This is a genomic window from Frondihabitans sp. OV104 (assembly GCF_057787745.1).
In genome coordinates this window covers 1,744,949-1,764,770 of sequence record NZ_CM173541.1, presented here as the reverse complement: position 1 = coordinate 1,764,770, position 19,822 = coordinate 1,744,949, and the positions used below count along the sequence as shown (strand labels likewise).

18 protein-coding genes are annotated in these 19,822 nt (G+C 70.6%); 4 read left to right on the top strand and 14 right to left on the bottom strand.

What is annotated here, in order from left to right; all coding sequences use genetic code 11:
• Positions 1 to 110: 110 nt before the first annotated feature.
• The 5 genes from AC3CBB_RS08330 to AC3CBB_RS08310 all read right to left on the bottom strand — a co-directional run bounded on the left by AC3CBB_RS08330 (position 111) and on the right by AC3CBB_RS08310 (position 6,259).
• Complete coding sequence (locus AC3CBB_RS08330) at positions 111 to 1,136, bottom strand: aldo/keto reductase (protein ID WP_488626656.1); 1,026 nt, start codon at positions 1,134 to 1,136, stop codon at positions 111 to 113.
• A gap of 3 nt (positions 1,137 to 1,139) precedes the next feature.
• Complete coding sequence (locus AC3CBB_RS08325) at positions 1,140 to 2,906, bottom strand: glycoside hydrolase family 35 protein (RefSeq protein ID WP_488626655.1); 1,767 nt, start codon at positions 2,904 to 2,906, stop codon at positions 1,140 to 1,142.
• Between the two features lie 95 nt (positions 2,907 to 3,001).
• Complete coding sequence (locus AC3CBB_RS08320; protein ID WP_123505096.1) at positions 3,002 to 4,345, bottom strand: ABC transporter substrate-binding protein; 1,344 nt, start codon at positions 4,343 to 4,345, stop codon at positions 3,002 to 3,004.
• Between the two features lie 67 nt (positions 4,346 to 4,412).
• A complete protein-coding gene (locus tag AC3CBB_RS08315; protein WP_488626654.1) occupies positions 4,413 to 5,354 on the bottom strand; it encodes a carbohydrate ABC transporter permease in 942 nt (313 codons plus the stop codon).
• Positions 5,351 to 6,259 carry a carbohydrate ABC transporter permease gene (locus AC3CBB_RS08310; RefSeq protein ID WP_488626653.1) on the bottom strand — a complete coding sequence of 303 codons (909 nt, stop codon included), beginning with the start codon at positions 6,257 to 6,259 and terminating at the stop codon, positions 5,351 to 5,353. The genes AC3CBB_RS08315 and AC3CBB_RS08310 overlap by 4 nt, the downstream gene beginning before the upstream one ends.
• A 99-nt stretch (positions 6,260 to 6,358) precedes the next feature.
• Here AC3CBB_RS08310 and AC3CBB_RS08305 point away from each other — a divergent pair, with 99 nt between their 5' ends.
• Together AC3CBB_RS08305 and AC3CBB_RS08300 are read left to right on the top strand one after the other, a co-directional pair.
• Positions 6,359 to 7,375: a LacI family DNA-binding transcriptional regulator gene (locus AC3CBB_RS08305; protein WP_488626729.1), complete on the top strand. Its 1,017-nt coding sequence runs from the start codon at positions 6,359 to 6,361 to the stop codon at positions 7,373 to 7,375.
• Between the two features lie 99 nt (positions 7,376 to 7,474).
• The gene (locus AC3CBB_RS08300; RefSeq protein ID WP_488626652.1) at positions 7,475 to 8,365 is read left to right on the top strand and encodes an aldo/keto reductase; all 891 of its coding nucleotides are present in this window, start codon (positions 7,475 to 7,477) and stop codon (positions 8,363 to 8,365) included.
• A 6-nt stretch (positions 8,366 to 8,371) separates the two neighbouring features.
• Here AC3CBB_RS08300 and AC3CBB_RS08295 read toward each other — a convergent pair whose 3' ends face one another.
• The gene (locus AC3CBB_RS08295; protein WP_488626651.1) at positions 8,372 to 9,055 is read right to left on the bottom strand and encodes a GNAT family N-acetyltransferase; all 684 of its coding nucleotides are present in this window, start codon (positions 9,053 to 9,055) and stop codon (positions 8,372 to 8,374) included.
• A 122-nt stretch (positions 9,056 to 9,177) separates the two neighbouring features.
• Between AC3CBB_RS08295 and AC3CBB_RS08290 the strand changes: the two genes are divergently transcribed.
• Complete coding sequence (locus AC3CBB_RS08290; RefSeq protein WP_488626650.1) at positions 9,178 to 10,197, top strand: aldo/keto reductase; 1,020 nt, start codon at positions 9,178 to 9,180, stop codon at positions 10,195 to 10,197.
• 41 nt (positions 10,198 to 10,238) lie between these two features.
• A complete protein-coding gene (locus tag AC3CBB_RS08285; RefSeq protein ID WP_488626649.1) occupies positions 10,239 to 10,394 on the top strand; it encodes a hypothetical protein in 156 nt (51 codons plus the stop codon).
• Between the two features lie 85 nt (positions 10,395 to 10,479).
• Here AC3CBB_RS08285 and AC3CBB_RS08280 read toward each other — a convergent pair whose 3' ends face one another.
• From AC3CBB_RS08280 to AC3CBB_RS08245, 8 genes are all read right to left on the bottom strand, one after another.
• Complete coding sequence (locus AC3CBB_RS08280) at positions 10,480 to 11,151, bottom strand: hypothetical protein (RefSeq protein WP_488626648.1); 672 nt, start codon at positions 11,149 to 11,151, stop codon at positions 10,480 to 10,482.
• A gap of 73 nt (positions 11,152 to 11,224) precedes the next feature.
• Positions 11,225 to 12,958 carry a M1 family metallopeptidase gene (locus AC3CBB_RS08275; RefSeq protein ID WP_488626647.1) on the bottom strand — a complete coding sequence of 578 codons (1,734 nt, stop codon included), beginning with the start codon at positions 12,956 to 12,958 and terminating at the stop codon, positions 11,225 to 11,227.
• 102 nt (positions 12,959 to 13,060) lie between these two features.
• Entirely contained in the window at positions 13,061 to 14,686 is a 1,626-nt protein-coding gene (locus AC3CBB_RS08270) for a GMC family oxidoreductase (protein WP_488626646.1), read from the bottom strand.
• Complete coding sequence (locus AC3CBB_RS08265) at positions 14,686 to 15,336, bottom strand: thiamine pyrophosphate-dependent enzyme (protein WP_488626645.1); 651 nt, start codon at positions 15,334 to 15,336, stop codon at positions 14,686 to 14,688. Before AC3CBB_RS08265 ends, AC3CBB_RS08270 begins: the two co-directional genes overlap by 1 nt.
• Entirely contained in the window at positions 15,333 to 15,833 is a 501-nt protein-coding gene (locus tag AC3CBB_RS08260; protein WP_123505089.1) for a thiamine pyrophosphate-binding protein, read from the bottom strand. Before AC3CBB_RS08260 ends, AC3CBB_RS08265 begins: the two co-directional genes overlap by 4 nt.
• Positions 15,834 to 15,866: 33 nt before the next feature.
• A complete protein-coding gene (locus tag AC3CBB_RS08255) occupies positions 15,867 to 17,243 on the bottom strand; it encodes an NtaA/DmoA family FMN-dependent monooxygenase (protein WP_488626644.1) in 1,377 nt (458 codons plus the stop codon).
• A complete protein-coding gene (locus AC3CBB_RS08250) occupies positions 17,243 to 18,757 on the bottom strand; it encodes an aldehyde dehydrogenase family protein (RefSeq protein WP_488626643.1) in 1,515 nt (504 codons plus the stop codon). Before AC3CBB_RS08250 ends, AC3CBB_RS08255 begins: the two co-directional genes overlap by 1 nt.
• The gene (locus AC3CBB_RS08245) at positions 18,754 to 19,818 is read right to left on the bottom strand and encodes an adenosine deaminase family protein (RefSeq protein ID WP_488626642.1); all 1,065 of its coding nucleotides are present in this window, start codon (positions 19,816 to 19,818) and stop codon (positions 18,754 to 18,756) included. Before AC3CBB_RS08245 ends, AC3CBB_RS08250 begins: the two co-directional genes overlap by 4 nt.
• Positions 19,819 to 19,822: the final 4 nt, after the last annotated feature.

Here is a 19,822-nt window from a genome sequence, read left to right as displayed (position 1 = left end):
CCCCGTGCTGTGGTGATGCGAACGATGTGATCACGGCTCGCTTTTTGAGAATCATAGGGGAGCGGGGTGTCGCATCTCGCCAGGCGTCCGACCCCAGTCCGGGGCGGCGGTCAGCGCTTGGAGCCGGTGCCGTCGACGGCGAGCGGCTCGATGGCGGCGAGCTCGTCGTCGGTGAGGTCGGCGCCGTGCAGCGCGTCGAGGCTGTCGTCGAGCTGGGCGACGCTGGAGGCGCCGATCAGCGCCGAGGTCACGGCCTGCTGGCGCAGCACCCAGAGCAGCGACAGCTGGGCGAGCGACTGCCCTCGGGCCTCGGCGATGGCGTTGAGGCCGCGGGCGCGGGTCAGGTAGTCGTCGTCGAAGGCGTCGGAGGTGAACCAGCGCCCCTCGGCGGCGCGCGATCCGGCCGGCGCGATGCCGTCGAGGTAGCGGCCGGTCAGGAGTCCGCCGGAGAGCGGCGAGAAGACGATTGAGCCGATGCCGTTGGCGAGGAGGGTGTCGAAGAGCCCGCCCTCGGGCCTGCGGTCGAACATGTTGTAGCGGGGCTGGTGGATCAGCAGCGGCACGCCCTCGGCTGCGAGCGCATCGACGGCCGCCTGCGTCTGGGCGGGGTCGTAGTTCGAGATCCCGACGTAGAGCGCCTTGCCCTGGCGGACGGCCGTGGCGAGCGCCCCCATGGTCTCCTCGATCGGCGTCGTCGGGTCGGGTCGGTGCGAGTAGAAGATGTCGACGTAGTCGAGGCCGAGGCGGCCGAGCGACTGGTCGAGCGACGACAGCAGGTACTTGCGCGATCCGCCGTCGCCGTAGGGGCCGGGCCACATGTCGTAGCCGGCCTTCGTCGAGATCAGGATCTCGTCGCGGTACGGGCGCAGGTTCGCATGGAAGACGCGGCCGAACTGCTCCTCGGCCGAGCCGTAGGGCGGGCCGTAGTTGTTGGCGAGGTCGAAGTGCGTGACGCCGCGGTCGAACGCCCGCAGCAGGATGTCGCGCTGCGTCTCGAGCGGACGGTCGGAGCCGAAGTTGTTCCAGAGCCCGAGCGAGATCCGGGGCAGGCGCAGACCGCTGCGGCCGATCCGGTCGTAGGGCAGCTTGGCGTAGCGCTCGTCGTCGGCGACGTACGGCGTGAGGGGCGATCGCACTGGTCAGGCTCCTTGTACTGAGAGGGTGTCGCGGACGACGGGTCCGAGGTCGGCCCGCGGCGCGAACGAGGGCAGGAACTCCGGCCCGGCCAGATCGAGGATCACGAGCTCGTTGGCGCCCGCCCGCGTCGCCGGCCCCGGCACGTACAGCGTGTGCTGCGGGCCGACGCTCCAGTATCGACCGAGCGCGAAGCCGTTGACGAACGCCGCGCCCTTGCCGAGGCCCGACGTGTCGAGCTGGAGGTCGGCCGCTTCGTCGAGGTCGAACTCGAACCGGTGCACGCCGGCGGCGGCGGGGTCGGCATCCGCTATCACGGGAAGGTCGCCGAGGTGCGCGACGTCGAGGGCGAGCGCCTTCCACTCGGCGTCGTGGCCGTCGAGCTCGACCGGCCCGATCAGGCCCTTGGGCTCGCCGATCCGCCGCTCGTAGTTGACGCGGCCCTGGTCTTCCACGACGACGGTGAGGACGCGACCGGCCGGGAGTTCCTGCGCCCGATCGCCGCTGGCCCGGTCGAGGACGCCGACGAGGACGCCGTCGACGAACAGGGTGGCGCGGTCGCGCACCTCGCCGACCCGCAGCGTCGTGGCGTTGCCAGGGAGGGCGGTGCGAAGCGCCATCAGGCCGCGGAAGTGACCGATCTCGTCGAAGGTGGCCGGCGTCGTGCCGGTGCCGCGCCAGGAGCCGAGGTGCTCGAGCGCCTCGAGGAGGCCGATGGCGCCGATCGAGCGGACGGCCGGGGTCGGCAGGTCGGACTCGCCGCGGTCGAGGCGTCCGGAGGGGACGTCGGTGTACTTCGCCAGGACCTCGCGGAAGGCGAAGTACTTCGGCGTCGGGTTGCCGGCCTCGTCGAGCGGGGCGTCGTAGTCGTAGCTGGTGACGGTCGGCTCGTAGACGCCCTTGTCGTTCGCGCCGTTCGTGAAGCCGAAGTTCGTGCCGCCGTGGAACATGTACAGGTTGACCGAGGCACCGGTCGCGAGGAGCGCATCGAGGTCGCGCGCCTGCGCTTCGGCCGACGTGACATGGTGCTCGCCGCCCCAGAAGTCGAACCAGCCGTTCCAGTACTCCGACGACATGAGGGGGCCGGTCGGCTGATGGGCGCGGAGGGTCGCGAGGCGCTCAGGGCTGCGCGATCCGAACGAGCCGGTCTTCAGGAGGTCGGGGAGGCTGCCGTTCTCGAGCATCTCGGGCTCTGGCTGGTCGACGGTGGTCAGGGGCACGGTGATCCCGGCGTCGCGGGTGATGTCGACGAGAGCGCGGAGATACTGCCTGTCGGAGCCGTAGGCCCCGTACTCGTTCTCGATCTGCACCAGGATCACGGCGCCGCCGGCGTCGATCTGCCGGGGCGCGACGATGTCGTAGACGCGGCGGAGGTAGCTCTCGACCGCGGCCATGAAGCGCGGCTCGAACCGGCGGATGCCGACCTCGGGGTCGGTGAAGAGCCAGGCGGGGAGTCCGCCGTTGTCGTACTCGGCGCAGATGTAGGGGCCGGGTCGGACGATCGCGTGCATCCCGGCGGCCTGGACGAGGTCGAGGAAGCGCGCGAGGTCGAGGGCGCCGTCGGCCGTCCAGGCGCCGGGGACGGGCTCGTGGTCGTTCCAGGGCACGTACGTCTCGATGGTGTTGAGGCCGAGCAGGCGGGCCTTCTCGATGCGGTCGGCCCAGTGGTCGGGGTGGACGCGGAAGTAGTGGAGGGCGCCGGAGAGGATCCGGTGCGGTGCGCCGTCGAGCAGGAAGTCGGTCGCGCCGAGCGCGAAGCGGCTGCTGGTCATGGTGGGTCTCGTTCCTGGTGTGATCGACAGAACGGGCGCGGCCCTGCGAGGGCGCCGCGCCCGTTCTGCTGAGGAGTGCTGGTGGTGCTGTGCTGCTACTTGGCGGAGACCGTGAAGCCCTGCTCGTTGCCGTACTTCACGAGTGCCGACTGCCAGGCCTTGAGGCCCGTGTTGATGTCGGAGAAGTTCGCGTACGACTGCCCGACGGTGTCGGCGTAGATGCTGTTCGCGTACACCTGGAAGGGCAGGTACTGCCATCCGGAGGCGACCGAGTCGGAGGCGCCCTTCAGCACCTCGTTGATCGGCTGCTTCGAGAAGTAGTCCGGCTTGGTGGCGAGGAAGTCGCTCGACGTGAGCGTGGCGGTCGTCGAGGGGAAGCCGCCCGAGGCCAGGAACGTGTTGACGCTGCCGTCCGACGAGTTCAGCCACTTGACGAAGCCGGCCGCCAGAGCCTGGTTCTTCGACTGCTTCATGACGACCTGTGCGCCACCGCCGTTCTCGGCCGTGACGGCGGTCTTGCCGTCGTAGGTCGGGATCGGAGCCACGGCCCAGTCGCCCGAGCCGCCCTTGGCGCCCGACTCGATGACGCCGGGGAACCAGGCGCCCGAGATCTGCGTGGCGATCTCACCGCCGGCGAGCTGCTTGTACCAGTCGTCGGTGAAGCCGGGAGTCTGAGCGAGGAGCTTGTTCTCGACGAGCTCGTTCCAGGTGTCGGCCCACTTCTTGGTGCCCTCGTCCTGGAGGTTGACGGTCACCTTGGTGCCGTCGACCTTGAACGGACGGCCGCCGGCCTGCCAGATCATGCTCGTCGTGAAGCCAGCGTCGCCGGTGTCGGAGTTGATGTAGGCGCTCGGGTCGGCCTTGTGCAGCTTCTTCGCGGCGGCGATGTACTCGTCCCACGTCTTCGGCACGGCGATGCTGTACTTGTCGAACAGCGTCTTGTTGTAGAACATCGCCATGGGGCCGGAATCCTGCGGGAGGCCGTAGAGCTTGCCGTCGAGGTCGACGGAGCCCCAGGTGCCGGACGTGTACTTGCTCTTCAGGTCGTCGAAGCCGTACTGCGACAGGTCGGTGAGCGAGTCGGCCAGGGCGAACTGCGGAAGCGCGAAGTACTCGACCTGGGCGACGTCGGGCGCGCCCGATCCGGCCTTCACGGCGTTCTGCAGCTTCGTGTACTCGTCGTTGCCGGTTCCGGCGTTGACGAGCTTGACCTTGACCTTCGGGTAGGCCTTCTCGAACGCGGCGACCTGCGCGGCGCCGGACGGCGTCCACGACCAGTAGGTCAGCGTTCCGCCGGCCTTCAGAGCGGCGTCGACCTGGTCGGCGTTTCCGCCGCCTCCGCCGGTGCCGCCCGTGCTGCTGGAGCAGCCGGCGAGGGCTGCGGTGACTGCGACCGTCGTCAGCGCTGCGCCGACGATCGTCCTCAAGCGCTTGTGCATGAGGGTCCTTTCACTTCGTTGTGTGTGTGGTGTTCAGGAGGGTGGTGCGGGAGGAGAGGAAAAGGGGCTACATCTTGACGCCGCCTGCGCCGAGGCCGGACTGCCAGTAGCGCTGCAGGAGCAGGAAGACCACGACGATCGGCACGATGGTGATGAGCGAGCCGGTGACGACGAGGTTGTAGATCGGGTCGGCGGCCACGCCGTTCGCCTGCTGCGACCACTGGTTGAGGCCGACGGTCAGCGGGTACCACTTCGGGTCGCTCAGCATGATGAGCGGCAGGAAGTAGTTGTTCCAGGTGGCGACCACCGAGAACAGCAGGACGGTCACGATGCCCGGGGTGAGCAGTCGGATCGCGATCGTGAAGAAGATGCGGATCTCGCCGGCCCCGTCGATGCGCGCGGCCTCGAGGAGCTCCTCGGGGATGGCGTCGACCGCGTACGTCCAGACCAGGTAGAGGCCGAACGGGCTGATCAGCGACGGCAGGATGATCGCCCATGGGGTGTTGGTGAGGCCCAGGTGCGAGAACAGCAGGAACGTCGGCACGGCCAGTGCAGTCCCGGGGATCGCGATGGACCCGAGCACGACGGCGAAGACGGCGCGGCGCCCGGTGAAGCGGAACTTCGCGAGCCCGTAGCCCGCCAGCGTGGCGAGCAGGGTGGCGCCGCCGGCGCCGACCACGACGTACAGCAGCGTGTTCCGGAACCAGGTCAGGAAGATGCCGCCGTTGTAGGTGAAGACGTCGTGGATGTTCTGGAACAGGTGGAACCCGTCGCCGAACCAGAGGCCGAAGGACGCCAGCAGGGAGTCCTGCGACTTCGTCGAGTTGACGAGCAGGTAGAACAGCGGGACCAGCGAGTAGACCAGGAAGATCACCATGACGGCGGTCAGCCCGAGCGACTTCTTGTCGCGGTAGCCGCTGGGCCCGGGGCGGCGGGCGGCCTTGCGGAGGCTGCGCGATCCTGCGCGCCTCTCTTCGGGGATGACCTCGGGGGTGGTGAGCGCGCTCATCGGTTCTCCTGCCTCGTGCCGCGGACCTGGACGACGTACGCGATCACGGCGGTGATGACGCCCATGACGATCGCGACTGTCGCGGAGTAGTTGAACTGCTGGCCGGCGAACGAGAGGTTGTAGGCGTACATGTTCGGGGTGAAGAAGGTGCCGATGACGTTCGGCGCCAGGGTCTTGAGCAGGTTCGGCTCGTTGAAGAGCTGGAAGCTGCCGATGATCGAGAAGATCGTGGCGATGACGATCGCGCCGCGGAGAGCCGGGAGCTTGATCGAGATGATCGTGCGGAGGCTGCCGGCGCCGTCGAGCGATGCGGCCTCGTAGAGCTCGGTGGGGACGACGCGGAGGGCCGCGAAGAAGATGATCATGTTGTAGCCCAGGAACTCCCAGGTCACGATGTTGCCGATCGACGTCAGGATCCAGGTCGAGGTGAACGGCTTGAGCAGGTCGCTGCCGAGCAGGTCGTTGAACGAGCCGGTCAGGCCGAACTGCGGGCCGTAGATGAAGCCCCAGATCAGGGCCGCCACGACGCCGGGGACGGCGTAGGGCAGGAAGATCGCGATGCGGAAGAAGCCCGCGGCGTGCAGCCTGGCGCTGTCGAGGGCGAGGGCCGCCACCAGGGCGAGGATCAGCATGACCGGCACCTGGATGACCAGGAAGATCAGCACCCGCAGGAAGCTGGACCAGAACTTGCTGTCCTGCAGCAGCTGGATGTAGTTGGCGAGCCCCACGAAGTGGTTGCCGCCGATCAGCTGGTCGCGGAACAGGCTGAGGTACAGCGCGTAGCCGATCGGGACGATCAGCATGGCGACCAGGACCACCATGAACGGCGCCACGAACAGCCAGCCGGTCTGCTTCCCGCGGCGCGTGCGCCCGGAGCGCGTGGCCTGGATTGCTCTCGAACTCATCGAAACTTCCTTGTCTCACTCGCAGATGTTTACGTCAACATCTCGGAGGGGACCGTATCATGTCAACGTCGCCATCGCCACATCGAAAGGGAAGTCGTGATCACTGAGCCCAGCGCGCGCAAGGCTTCCGCCGCCGACGTCGCGCGCGCCGCCGGCGTGTCGATGCAGACCGTCTCGCGCGTGGCGCGGGGTCTCGACAACGTGCAGCCCGCGACGGCGACCCGCGTCCGCGAGGCGATGGCCGAGCTCGGCTACAGCCCCAATCGCGCCGCCCGCGCGCTCCGCTCCGGCCGGTTCCACACGATCGGCGTGATCATGTTCACGCTGTCCTCGTACGGCAACGCGAAGTTTCTCGAGGCGATCGCCGAGGCGGCCTCCGACGCCGGCTACACGATCACCCTCCTGCCCGTCTCGCACCGCACCCAGGGCGACGTCACCGGAGCGTTCGCACGGCTCTCCGAGCAGGCCGTCGACGGGATCGTCATCGTCATCGAGGCCGACCTGCTCTCGGAGAGCAACGTCGAGCTGCCGGCCGACCTCCCCGTCGTCATCATCGACTCCAGCCGCCAGAGCGAGCGGCCGTTCATCGACACCGACCAGGCGCTCGGCGCCCGGCTCGCGACCGAGCACCTGCTCGATCTCGGCCACGAGACGGTGTGGCACGTCGCCGGGCCGAGCGGCTACTACGCGGCCCGCCGCCGCGAGGCCGCCTGGCGCGAGACGCTCGAGGCGCACGGGCGGGTCGTGCCCGAGCCGTTCCGCGGCGACTGGAGCACGGAGTCCGGGTACGCGGCGGGGCGCGAGATCGCGCGCCGAGCCGACATCACCGCCGTGTTCGCCGGCAACGACGGCATGGCGCTCGGACTCCTGAGGGCGGCGCACGAGGCCGGGCGGGCAGTTCCTGCGTCGCTGAGCGTGGTCGGGTTCGACGACATGACCGAGGCCGAGTCGTTCTGGCCGCCGCTCACGACCATCCGGCAGAGCTTCGACAGCGTCGGCCGGAGCGCGATCGCCCTGCTGCTCGGCGAGATCGCCCACGCGGCCCGGCCGGAGGACGTCATCGTGCCGACCGAGCTGGTCGTGCGGGGGAGCACGGCGGAGGCGCCGGAGCGGTGACTGGGGCGGGCGCTGTCGAATCGGGCCCTGCCGGGTACCGGCCACCGGGGTACTGACCCGCCCTCTCAGCCGCACCGCTCCCGGGCATAGCGTCGAGGCATGACAGAGATCCTCACCCTCAACAACGGCGTCACGATGCCCGCACTCGGCCTCGGCGTCTTCCAGAGCGCGCCCGCCGAGACCGTCGACGCGGTCGACGCCGCGCTCCGCGCCGGCTACCGCCACATCGACACCGCCGCCGCCTACCGCAACGAGCGCCAGGTCGGCGAGGGCATTCGCCGGTCGGGCGTGCCCCGCGACGAGGTGTTCATCGAGACGAAGGTCTGGATCAGCCAGTACGGCTACGACGAGACCCTGCACGCCTTCGACATCGCCACGGCGAAGATGGGCGTCAAGCAGATCGACCTGTACATCCTCCACCAGCCGGCGCCGTGGCTGTTCGACAAGACCCTCGAGGCGTACCGTGCGCTCGAGACCCTGCTGGCCGACGGCAGGGTCCGGTCGATCGGCGTCAGCAACTTCACCGGCGAGCACCTCGATCGGCTGATGCAGGATCGCACGGTCGTCCCGGCGGTCAACCAGATCGAGCTGCACCCCTACTTCGCGCAGCACGAGAACGAGGACGCCGACGCCGCGCTCGGCATCGTCACCCAGGCCTGGTCGCCGATCGGCGGCATCACGTTCTACCCGGGCTTCAACCAGGCCGGCAACAAGAACCCGCTGAGCGACCCGGTGCTCACCGGCATCGGCGAGGCGCACGGCAAGTCGGCCGCCCAGGTCATGCTGCGCTGGCACCTCCAGCAGGGCCGCAGCGCCATCCCGAAGTCGGTGAACCCCGGCCGGATCGCCGAGAACTTCGCGGTGTTTGACTTCGAGCTGACGGCCGCCGAGCTCGCCGCGATCGACGCGCTCGACCTCGGCGTGCGCAGCGGGCCCGACCCCGACGCGGTGCGGCCCGACTCGGCGATCTTCGCGATCGACGACGAGTAGGAGGCCCTAGCGCGGCGGCGTCACGTCGACGACCTTCGAGGTGCGCCGCACGACGAAGCCCATCGCCTCGTACAGGCCCTGCGCGGGGTTGCCGGCTGCCACGTGCAGGAACGCGCGATCCCCGTCAGCCCGGACGCCCCGCGCGACCTCGGTGATGAGCCGCCGGGCCAGCCCCCGGCCGCGTGCCTCCGGGTCGGTGCACACGGCGCTGATCTCGACCCACCCGGGCATGCTGAGGCGCCGCCCGGCCATCGCGACGAGCCGGCCGCCGTCGACGACCCCGACGTATCCGCCGAACGCGATCGTGCGCGGCAGGAACGGGCCCGGCCGGGTCAGCGCCGTGAGCCGCAGCATCTCGGGCACGTCGGCGTCGGCGAGGTCGACGATGTCGTCGCCGCGCGTGCCCGACGTGTCGACGTCGTCGTCCGTGAGCTGCACCAGGCCGAGCTCGAGGTGCGTGCTCCACCCGTCGGCCACGACGAACTCGGTCGGCACGAACATCGCGACGGCGTCGTCGGTCGCGATCTCGGCCAGCGACGCCCAGTCGGCGGGGGTCGGCGAGAGCGGCATCGAGCCGAACGGCGCGACGTCGCCGGGGTAGCGCGCGGCCGTGCCCGAGGTGATCGCCATCGGGGCGTGGCGGCCGGTGAGGGCTGAGCGGATGGGGTCGTCGAGAGGGTGCTGCTGCATGGTCCGACAACCGTATCGCGGGGCGGGCGGCGGCCGGGGCGAGGGGCACAGGTGGTACCCGTCAGGACGTTCCTGCGCTCCGTACGGTCGGAGAGACGGCAATCACGACGAAGGAGACACCGATGGACTACCGCTATCTCGGCCGCACGGGAGTGCAGGTCAGCCCCCTGTGCCTGGGCACCATGATGTTCGGCGCCTGGGGCAACAGCGACCACGACGACTCGGTGCGGGTGATCCACCGCGCGCTCGACGCCGGCATCAACTTCGTCGACACCGCCGACGTCTACTCGGCCGGCGAGTCGGAGCAGATCGTCGGCAAGGCGCTGAAGGGGCGCCGCGACGACGTCGTGCTCGCGACCAAGTTCTTCATGCCCATGGGCGAGGGCCCGAACACGAGCGGGGGGTCGCGCCGCTACATCATGACGGCCGTCGAAGACAGTCTGCGCCGCCTCGGAACCGACTACATCGATCTGTATCAGGTGCACCGCCCGAGCCCGGTCATGGACGTCGACGAGACCCTCGGGGCGCTCACCGACCTCGTCTCGGCCGGCAAGATCCGATACATCGGCTCGTCCTCGTACTCGGGGAGCGAGATCGTCGAGGCGCAGGTCGTGTCGCGCGACCGCAACCTCGCGCGCTTCGTGACCGAGCAGCCGCCGTACTCCATTCTCGTGCGCGGCATCGAGGAGGACGTGCTTCCGACGACGCTCCGCTACGGGATGGGGACCCTGGTGTACTCGCCGCTCGGCGGCGGCTGGCTGACCGGCCGCTACCGCAAGGACGGCGGCGACGCGCCCTCGTCGAAGAACCGGCCGCCGATGCGGTTCGACCTCTCGACGCCGGCGAACAAGGCGAAGCTCTCGGCCGTGGAGGAGCTGGCTGTGCTGGCGGCTTCACTGGACATCACGCTGATCGACCTCGCTGTGGCGTTCGTGCTGCGGCACCCCGGGGTGACCTCGGCGATCGTCGGGCCGCGGACGCTCTCGCAGCTGGAGTCGCAGCTCGGCGGAGCGTCGGTCGTGCTCTCCGACGAGACGCTCGACCGGATCGACGCCATCGTGGCGCCCGGCGTGACCATCAACCCGGTCGACAACTCGTACGGGCAGCACTCGTTGGAGGCCATGGCGCGGCGTCGCCCCTAGCGCTGCACCCGGGCGGCGAGCTGCAGTTCACGGCCGAGCCGATGCTGCTGGACTGTGACGACACCAGACGGGGTGTCGACGAGGCCGCACTCGACCTGCCCGCGGGTCTGACGACCGGGTCCGGCACGCTGTCCGTCGGCGAGGCGACGAGCACGATGGGCGCCGTGACGACGCCCGCCGTGGTGGTCGCCGGCTGAGCCGGTGCGGCGTCACCAGACCGATTCTGCGGGACGTCCTCCGCGCTTCCCGCAGTCGCCCGAAAGCGACTACGGACGCCAGCGACTACGGACGCGAGCGGCCCCGCGGCTCGGAGTCGAGCTGCCGCTGGAACGAGCGGAGCAGCGATTGCAGCACGTCGATACGGTAAGCGCTGGCGCCGGTCGCCCGGCCGAGGTCGGCGCGCGGGACCAGGACGAGATGCGGCCGGGTGCCGAGGATGCGCACGCCGTAGTCCATCCGCTGCCCGGACACGGGCTCGCGATCATTGGTCGCCAGCTCGAAGGCCTCGATGTCGGCCCACGGCACGATGAGCACGGGCTTCTCGCGCGAGGGGGCCCACCCCTGCAGTCCGGTCTCGTCGACCGTCCAGATGGAGGGTCGAGGAGACGGCAGATCCTCACTCGTGAACGGGCCCTTGGGCAGCACAGGGACGAACAGCACGGGTGAGGTCGACCTGCGGATCCGCGCGATCAGAGCACGATCCGCCCGCTGCTGGATCCGGGTGCCGACGCCGAGCACGATCCCGCCGATCGCGAGCGCCGGCGGGCCGATGATGTACGTGAACCCTCGCCGGCCCTCGACGGCGCGAGCCAACCACCCGGGGTGCGTCCATTCCGCGATGGTCAGCACGGCGCCGCCCACGACGAGCAGCACCACCGCTATCAGCACTCCGCGCACGCCCGGGAACTGCCCGGCCCTCAGGCGCTTGACCCACGTTTCCCCCGCGTACTCCATGCCCTCACCCTAGGCCGGACTCCAGCAGCCGCGAGTTCGGCGGCGCGGGATACGCAGATGCTGGAGGCGACTGTCAGACGGAGCCGGAGCGAGAGCCGCGGGCAGCGCTGCGGACGGGACCGCGCGCGCCACGACGCGAAGCCGCCACGAGCGCCGCGCCCCCGGCCAGGACGAGGAGGAGCCCGGCGCCGCCGAGCGCCCCCACGGTGGTCGTGTCGGTGCCGGTGGCGGCGAGTTCCTGCGCCTCGTCTGCAACGGCGACACCGGGGTCGCCGGAACCGGCCGGAGCACCGGCACCGGGAGCAGGGTCGGGCGAAGGAACGGGCACGGGAACGGGCGCCGCCGACGCCGGCCACGCTGGCTTCGCCGCGGTGGACAGCCACGAGTCGAAGAACCCGTCGAGGTCGTCCCCCGACACTCTCGAGGCGAGGGCGATGAAGTCGGCGGTCGATACCGTTCCGCCGCGGTTCTCGGCGATCCACTCGCGCAGGATGCGGTCGAACGTCGCTGTGCCGACGAGGGCCCGCAACGCCGCCAGCGTGATGGCGCCGCGGTCATACACCTGGGCGCCGAAGAGCTCCTCGGGGCTGGTCATCCCGGCGGGCGGCACTGTCCAGAGGTCATCGCTCGCGGGAACGGATGCCCAGTGGTCCTCCCACGTCGTCACGGCCGACTCGCCGCCGTGCTTCTCGGCGTACAGCGTCGGCACGTACGTCGCCGGGCCTTCGTTCAGCCAGATGTCGCCCCAGTCCGCGGGTGTCGCCGAGTCGCCGAACCACTGGTGCGTGAGCTCGTGGATCAGCGTCTCCTCGTCGATGCTCCGCTCGAAGAACGGGCGGTCCTGCGTCTCGAGCGCGTAGCCGAGGTCGGTGTCGTCGACGATCACGCCGGTCGCGTCGCCCGGGTAGGGACCGTAGCGCTTTTCTAAGAAGCCGAGGATCTCGGGCAGCTTCGCCCTCAACCGCGCGATCTCGGCCTGGTCGGACGCCGACGTGGTCGGGTCGACGAAGCTCGTCTCGGGGATGGTCCGGCCGCTCGGCAGGGTGATAGTCGAGTCGGAGCGCAGGAACTGCCCCACCGACACCACCGCCAGCTCGGTCGCCATCGGCTGCCCCTCGTGCCACACCCAGGTGGTGGTGCCGTCGCCGTTCGGCGTCGAGGACACGAGCACGCCGTTGCCCACGCCGGCCGCGTCGACCCCGTCGATCTGCGTCGGGACGGTCAGCGTCAGGTCGAGCGTCGCCTTGTCGGACGGCGTGTTGTCGCTCGGCAGCCACGTCATCGTGCCGACCGGCTGGCCGACGGCGGTCGCACCGTCGCGCGTGGGCACCCAGCCCTCGCTCGATCCGTCGGCGTCGGTGTGCGTGACCGGGGTCCCGGAGTACCGGACGACGGTCTCGAACGTGCCCGAGACGGGAGCGGCCGGCGTGATCCGGAGCTTGTAGGAGTCGATGGACGGATCGCTGGTGCGCGTGACGCTCGCGGCTGCGCCGTCCACATCGACACCGGTGATTGTCAGCCCCTCGAAGTCGAGGGAGAACGACGACAGCGGGGCCGGCGCGGTGGCGTCGATCGTGGTGACGGCGGTGATCGAGCCGTCCGGGAGGTACGTGAGATCGATGTCGTAGTGGGTCACGTCGTAGCCGGTGTTGCCGATGCCGGGGAAGAGGGAGTCGCCCGCGGTGTCGCCGCCGGCGACCGGTGCGGCCGCGGCGGCAGCGCTCGCGCCGGCGAAGCCGGTGGCGCCGAGCCCCAGGCTGACGACGAGGACGAGGGAGGCGCCCCGCAGGGCTCGGCGTGTGCTCACTTGGAGAATCCTATGAGGCCGGTGTTTCGCCCCCGTTTCGCGCTCGGCGAGAATGCGCAATCGGCTCGCGAATCGCGAGCAGTGTGCGCACTCTAGCGGTCGTCAGGCGGCGGCGGCGCGGCCGCCGATGAGCACAGCCGCCCGCTCCGCGATCGCCAGGGTCGGCCACTGCGTGTTGCTGGTCGGGATGACCGGGATCACGCTGGCGTCCGCCACCCATAGGCCTGCGAGGCCGTGCACCCGCATCGTCGCCGGATCGACGACCGCCAGCGTGTCGGTGCCCATCCGCGCCGTCCCGCACGAGTGGAAGAACGTGTCGACGCCGTGCCGCACGAACGAGACGATGGCGTCCCGGTCACCCGCCCGGAAGTCGACCAGCGGCCGAGCCCCGAGGGCCCGGAACGGCGTCGTGTCGAGCAACGACAGCACCCCTTCGACGGCTTCGACCAGGCGGTCGAGGTCGGTTCCGTCGCGCAGGAAGTTCGGCTGGATGACCGGCGCGACGTCGTGCGATGCCGACCGCACGCGCACGTGCCCGCGCGACGCCGATCGCATCAGCCCGGGCGACACCGCGAAGATGTCGCCGCTGAGGTCTTGGGCGACTCCGGCCGCGGGCCGGGACTCCTGTACGACGAACGCGTGGAGATCGGGGCCAGTTCCTTGGGCCGAGGCGACCGACGACCGCCAGTTCATCATGCTGCCGCCGCCGTTGTCGCGCATCGGCCCCAGCGGCGCCGATGCGTGGACGTTCATCCCGGAGACGAGCGGGTGGTCCTGGTAGTTCTCGCCGACTCCGGGCAGGTCGTGTACGGGGTCGATTCCGACGGAGCGCAGGAACGTCGCCCCGCCGATCCCCGACCGCTGCATCAGCGCGGGCGTGTCGATCGCCCCCGCCGTCAGCGCGACGCCCTGGTCGGCCCGCGCCACGAGGCGAGTCCCGTGGCCCGAGCCGCCGCCGACCACCACCTCCACCCCGACGCACCGCGCCCTCTCGAGCACCAGCCGCGTCGCCGTCGCCCCGGTCAGCACCGTGAGGTTCGGGCGAGACCGCACCGGGTCGAGGTACCCGCGGACGCTGCTCCACCGCCGCATCGACCCGTCCGGCCGCGTCGTCGCATTGAGGTTGGCGAGCCCGGCCCCGAGGTTCGACGCGCCGTTCGGGTCGTCGACCCGCGGCACGCCCATCTCGGGTGCCCCCTCGATCATGGCGAGCGCGATGGGGTGCGGGTCGCGGGAGGTCTCGATCCGCATCGGGCCGCCGGCTCCGCGGAGCGACGTCGAACCGCCCTCCCAGTCCTCGACCGCCCGGAAGTGCGGCAGCAGAGTCGACCAGTTCCAGTCGGTCGCGCCGACGGCCTCCCACTCGTCGTAGTCGTCGGGGTGCCCGCGGTACCAGAGCATCGCGTTGATGCTGGACGAGCCACCGAGCACGCGACCGCGCGGGATGGCGATCGTGCGGCCCTCGACGAGCGGCGTCGGCTCGTAGGTGTAGCCCCAGTCGTACTCGCCGCCGAGGAGGGGCACCCAGCGGTCGGCGTCGTCGATGGCGGCCACCCCGGCGTCGGTCGGTCCGGCCTCGAGCAGCAGCACGGTCGCGGCCGGGTCGGCGGAGAGCCGGTTGGCGAGCACGCACCCGGCCGCGCCGCCGCCGACGATGACGTAGTCGTAGGCCCGTGCGAGCGCGGCGGCCGGGTCGGCGTCGGGCGGGGCCGAGTGCGGTCCGCTCACTAGTTGTGCTCGCTCGGGCCCATGATGACGATGCCCTCGGTCTCCTCGACGTGGCGGACGAAGATGTACTTGTCTTCCCGGCCGTCGGAGTGCTTGCGCTTGATACCGGGCTCGAGGATGCCGTCGGTCTTGGCGACCAGCAGGTACGGCTCCGTCGCGGCGAGGCCGGCGGCGCAGTGGGCGTCGAACTCGTCCAGGGTGTCGACGGTGAAGGCGTTGGCGATGCCGCAGCCGCGGGCGATCGCCGCGAGGTCGACGCGGCCCGAAGCGGTGTGCGTCTTGGGCCCGCCGATGGACTGGTACTGCTCGTTGTCCCAGACGACGATGAAAAGGTTCGCCGGCTGCTCGTTGGCGACGGTGGCCATGATGCCGAGATTGAACAGCAGGCCGCCGTCGGTGTCGAGCGACACGATGCGGCGGTGCGGCAGCCCGACGGCCAGGCCGAGGGCCTCGCCGGTGACGCAGCCGAGCTGCTGCTGGAACAGGCTGGCGGCACGCATGTGCGGGGCGGCGTTGTACCACTCGTCGACGGCGCCCCCGAGCGAGAGGATCACGAGGGCGTCGTCGAGGCGCCGGCCCAGGGCCTCCATGGCCGCGTAGCGGCTCATGGTGCCGTGCTCGGGCTTCACGAACGGTGTGGCTTCGGTCATCGGACGATCTCCCCGCTCAGCGCGACTGCGGAATGGTAGTAGGCGGTGTGCGACCAGGTCGACGCGTCGACGATGGCCTGCTCGATCTCGTCGGCGTGGCGGATCACCTGGTAGGGCGTGCGGAGCGCGTCGAGGATCGGCTCCATCGTGATGCCGTGAGGGATGGCCCACCAGTTGTTCTCGCCGAGGTCGCCCCGGTAGCTCATGAGCATGACGACGGGGATGCCGGCGCCGAGGCCCATCCGGGCCAGGTGCTCGACGGCGGCGCGCAGGCCCGAGTTCTCCATGATGAGCACGGCGCGCTTGCCCGACAGGAAGACCCCGCCGGCGATCGCCGCGCCCTCGCCCTCGTTGGTCACCTGGATCGTGCGGATGTCGGGATCGGCGTCGAGCGCCGGGTACAGCTCTTTGAAGAGCGAGTCGGGCAGGTAGCAGACCACGCTGATCCCGGCTCGTTTGAGCCCGCGGATCACCGCGTCGACGGCTTCGGCTTGCATGGGGTGCCTTTCTGGCAGGGGGCGAAGGGGCGGTCAGACGGTGCGGAAGCGCGCGCCCGGGTGGGCGGACGGGAGGTGCGGCGTTCCTGCGCCCGTGACCCTCTCGCGGAGGGTGGGCTCCGAGGCCGAGCGGGCCGCCGGCAGCAGGCCGCGATCGCGCAGGATCGGCTGCACGAGATCGATGAAGGCCTCGAACGCCTCGGGCCCGCCGAACGTCGGCTCGAGCATGATGCCGTCGATGCCGGTGCCCTCGACGATGGCCTGGAGCTCGTCGGCCACCTCGGCGGGGTCGCCGGTGATCTGGAAGCCGCGGTTGGCGCGCAGGCGGAAGTCGCCGAGCACGTCGCCGACGGTGGGGACGGGCTGGCCGGGCCGCACGAAGCGGTCGACGAGGGTCTGGCCCTGGTCGGAGGCGATCGCCGTCAGCGGCTCGGACGGGTCGAACGCCGAGAGGTCGACGCCGGTGAAGCCCGCGAAGATCACGGCTGCGTCTTCGACGGCGTAGAGGCCCTCGAGCTCTGTGCGCAGGGCGACGGCCTCGTCGTGCGTCGGCGCGACGGTGATCGTGACGCCGGTGACGACCTTCACGTCGTCGGGGGATCGGCCGTGGGCGACGGCCTGGGCTCGGATGTCGTCGACGTGCTCCCGCGCCTTCGGGATGGACTGCCCCTGGATCAGGACGGCCTCGGCGTTGCGGGCGGCGAAGGCGCGGCCGCGGGCGGAAGTGCCGGCCTGGAACAGCACCGGGGAGCACTGCGGCCCCGGCGGGATCGCGAACACGCCGCTGGATGCGAAGTGCGTGCCGCGGTGCGCGATCGGGTGGAGCTTGGCCGGGTCGACGAACAGGTTGCGCGACGGGTCGCGGACGAGCGCGTCGTCTTCCCAGACGCCTTCCCACAGCTCGAGGCAGACATCGACGAACTCGTCGGCGACGTCGTACCGGGAGTCGTGCGTCCCGCTGTCGGCGACGCCGAACAGGTCGTCGGTGGTGGCTTGCGAGCTGCCGGTGACGACGTTCCAGCCGATGCGGCCGGCGGTGTAGTGATCGAGCGTCGCGAACCGGCGCGCGGTGGCGTATGGCCGCTCGACGGTGGTCGGCGAGGTCAGCACGAAGCCGAGACGGTCGGTCTCGCGGGCGAGCGCCGAGATCAGCAGCATCGGGTCGAAGCCCGGAAACTGGATGCCGTGCGCGGCGACCAGGTCGGGCATGGCGCCGTCGATCGTCGCGTAGCCGTAGGTATCGGCGAAGAACAGGAAGTCGACGTCGGCGGCGTCGAGCATCCGCGCGACCTCGACCCAGTACTCGACGCTGTCGTAGCGGTCGCCCTTGCCGAGCGGGTGCGTCCACGTCGGCATGCCGTTGTTCGGGTTCATCATCTCGAAGACCCCGAGGCTGATCTGCTTCGGCATCAGTAGACCGTGACGACGGTCTTGGTCTCGAGGTAGTTCTCGAGGCCGTTGGCGCCGTTCTCGTAGCCCCAGCCGGACTCCTTGTGGCCGCCCTTCGGCAGCTCGGGGCCGAAGTACGAGTGGCAGTTGATCCACACGGTTCCCGAGTCGATGCCCTCCGAGATCCGGTGCGCGTTCGACAGCCCCTCGGTCCAGACGCTCGCGGCGAGGCCGTACGAGCTGTCGTTCGCCCAGGCGAGCACCTCCTCGGGTTCGTCGAACGGGGTCACCGTGACGACCGGTCCGAAGACCTCCTCGCGCATGATCCGCATGCTCTGCGTCACGCCCGTGAGCACCGTCGGCCGGTAGAACGTGCCGAGGTCGCCCTCCTGCTCTCCGCCCGAGACGACGTCGACGCCGTCGCCCGCGGCCTCGCGCACGAACTGCTCGACGCGGTCGGACTGCGCCCGGCTGACCAGCGGGCCGAGGTCGGTGCCCTCGGCGAGTCCGTGCCCGAGCGTGAGGGTGCGGCTGTGCGCGGCGAGGCGGTCGACGAGCTCCGCGTACACGTCGCGGTGCGCGTAGACGCGGCTGCCGGCGACGCAGACCTGACCGCCGTTGTCGAAGATGCCCGCGGCGACCCCCGGCACGGTGCGGTCGAGGTCGGCGTCGCCCATGACGATGACCGGGCTCTTGCCGCCGAGCTCGAGGGTGAGCCGCTTCAGGTTGCCGCTGGCCGCGGTGACGAGGCGCTTTCCGACGGCGGTCGAGCCGGTGAAGGCGACCTTGTCGACGTCGGGGTGGTCGGCCAGGGCCTGGCCCGCCTCCGGACCGTAGCCGGTGACGACGTTGACGACGCCGTCGGGCACGCCCGCCTCGACCAGCAGCTCGCCGAGGCGGATCGCCGTCAGCGACGTGTTCTCGGCCGGCTTCAGCACGACGGTGCAGCCTGCGGCCAGCGCCGGGGCGACCTTCATCGCGGCCATCAGCAGCGGCGAGTTCCACGGCACGATCGCGGCGACCACTCCGACCGGCTCGCGGGTCGTGTAGGCGAACACCTGCCTGTCGGGGCCCTGCCTGCGCAGCGACGACGGGATCGTGGTGCCCAGGATCTTGGTCGGGTAGCCCGCGTAGTAGCGGAACTGCGCGATCGCCGCGGGGATCTCGCCGAACCGCGCGGTACCCCAGGCCTTGCCCTGGTCGAGGGTCTCGAGCTGCGCCAGCTGGTCGAGGTTCGCCTCGAGCAGGTCGGCGACGCGCCAGAGCAGCGCGCCGCGGTCGGCGGGCGTCATGCCCTTCCACGCGGGCGACGTGAGGGCCGTGCGCGCGGCGGAGACCGCGGCGTCGACGTCGGCCGAGTCGGCGCGGGCGCAGTCGGCGAGGTGCTCGCCGGTCGCGGGATCGTGGCTGGCGAAGGTGTCGCCGGATGCGGCGGCGACCCAGGTGCCGCCGATGAGCAGCCGCTGGGGCGACGCCGCCAGGAAGGCGTCGATGCGGGAGTCGCGCCGCGTCTGCGGGCCGAGGGAGAGGGTCATGAGCCGGTTCCTGTCGAAGACGGGGTGGAGTCGAGGGCGCCGCGGAGCGCTCGCAGCTGGCGGCGGAAGTCGGCGCGGAGGGCGCGCTTGCGCTCCTCGGGCAGCCAGGTGGCCTCGATCGAGTCGAGCACGATGCCGTCGATCACGTCGGGCCCGAAGCCCATGCCGAGGCCGACGTGCTCGAACTCCTCGCGCAGGGTCGTGCGGAAGAAGACCTGGTCGTCGGTGGCGAGCGTCACCCGGAGGCCGGCGCGGATCATCGCGGCGATGGGGTGCTCGGCGTCGAGCGCCCACCCCGACAGGAACTGCGTCGACCGCGGCGTGCAGGTGAACGGGATCCCGCGCTCGCGGGCCTCGGCGACGCGGGCCCCGTCGTCGGCGACGTGGTAGCCGTGGTCGACGCGGTCGAGCCCCAGGGCGTCCCACGACTCGACGACCGAGGCGGCGTTCGACGACGGGAGCTCCCCGACGTGAGCGGTGAGGCGGACCCCGAGTTCCTGCGCCCGCCGGAACGGCTCGGCCCAGTCGAGCGGCGACTCCTGCCCGTCAGCGCGGAGGTCGTCCTGGCCGAGGCCCAGCACCTCGGGCCGGGGGTTGGCCGCCATCGACTCGACGAGGGCCATCGCGACGTCGATCCCCATCGAGCGGTTGATCGCAGGAACGAGCCCGAAGCCGACCCCGAACTCGTCTTCGGCGCGGCGCAGCCCGTCGATCAGCCCGTCGACGACGTCGGTGTAGCCGAGGCCGAGATGGCGGAAGTTGTCGGGGTTCACGAAGTACTCGCGATAGCAGAGGTTGCCGTCGGCGACCGCGTCGGCCACGCCCTCGTAGGCGAGCGTCGCGAAGTCCTCCCGGGTGCGGAACACCTCGTGCGCGGCGTTGAACACCGCCAGGAAGTCGACGATGTCGTCGTAGTCGAACAGCGCCTCGGCGGTGTCGGCCGGCAGCGCGACGCCCCGCTCGGCGGCCCAGCCGAGCAGCCGCTCGGGCCGGATCGTCGAGACGATGTGGCAGTGCAGCTCGATCTTGGGCACGAGGCGGAGGTAGTCGCGGTACTCCATCGAC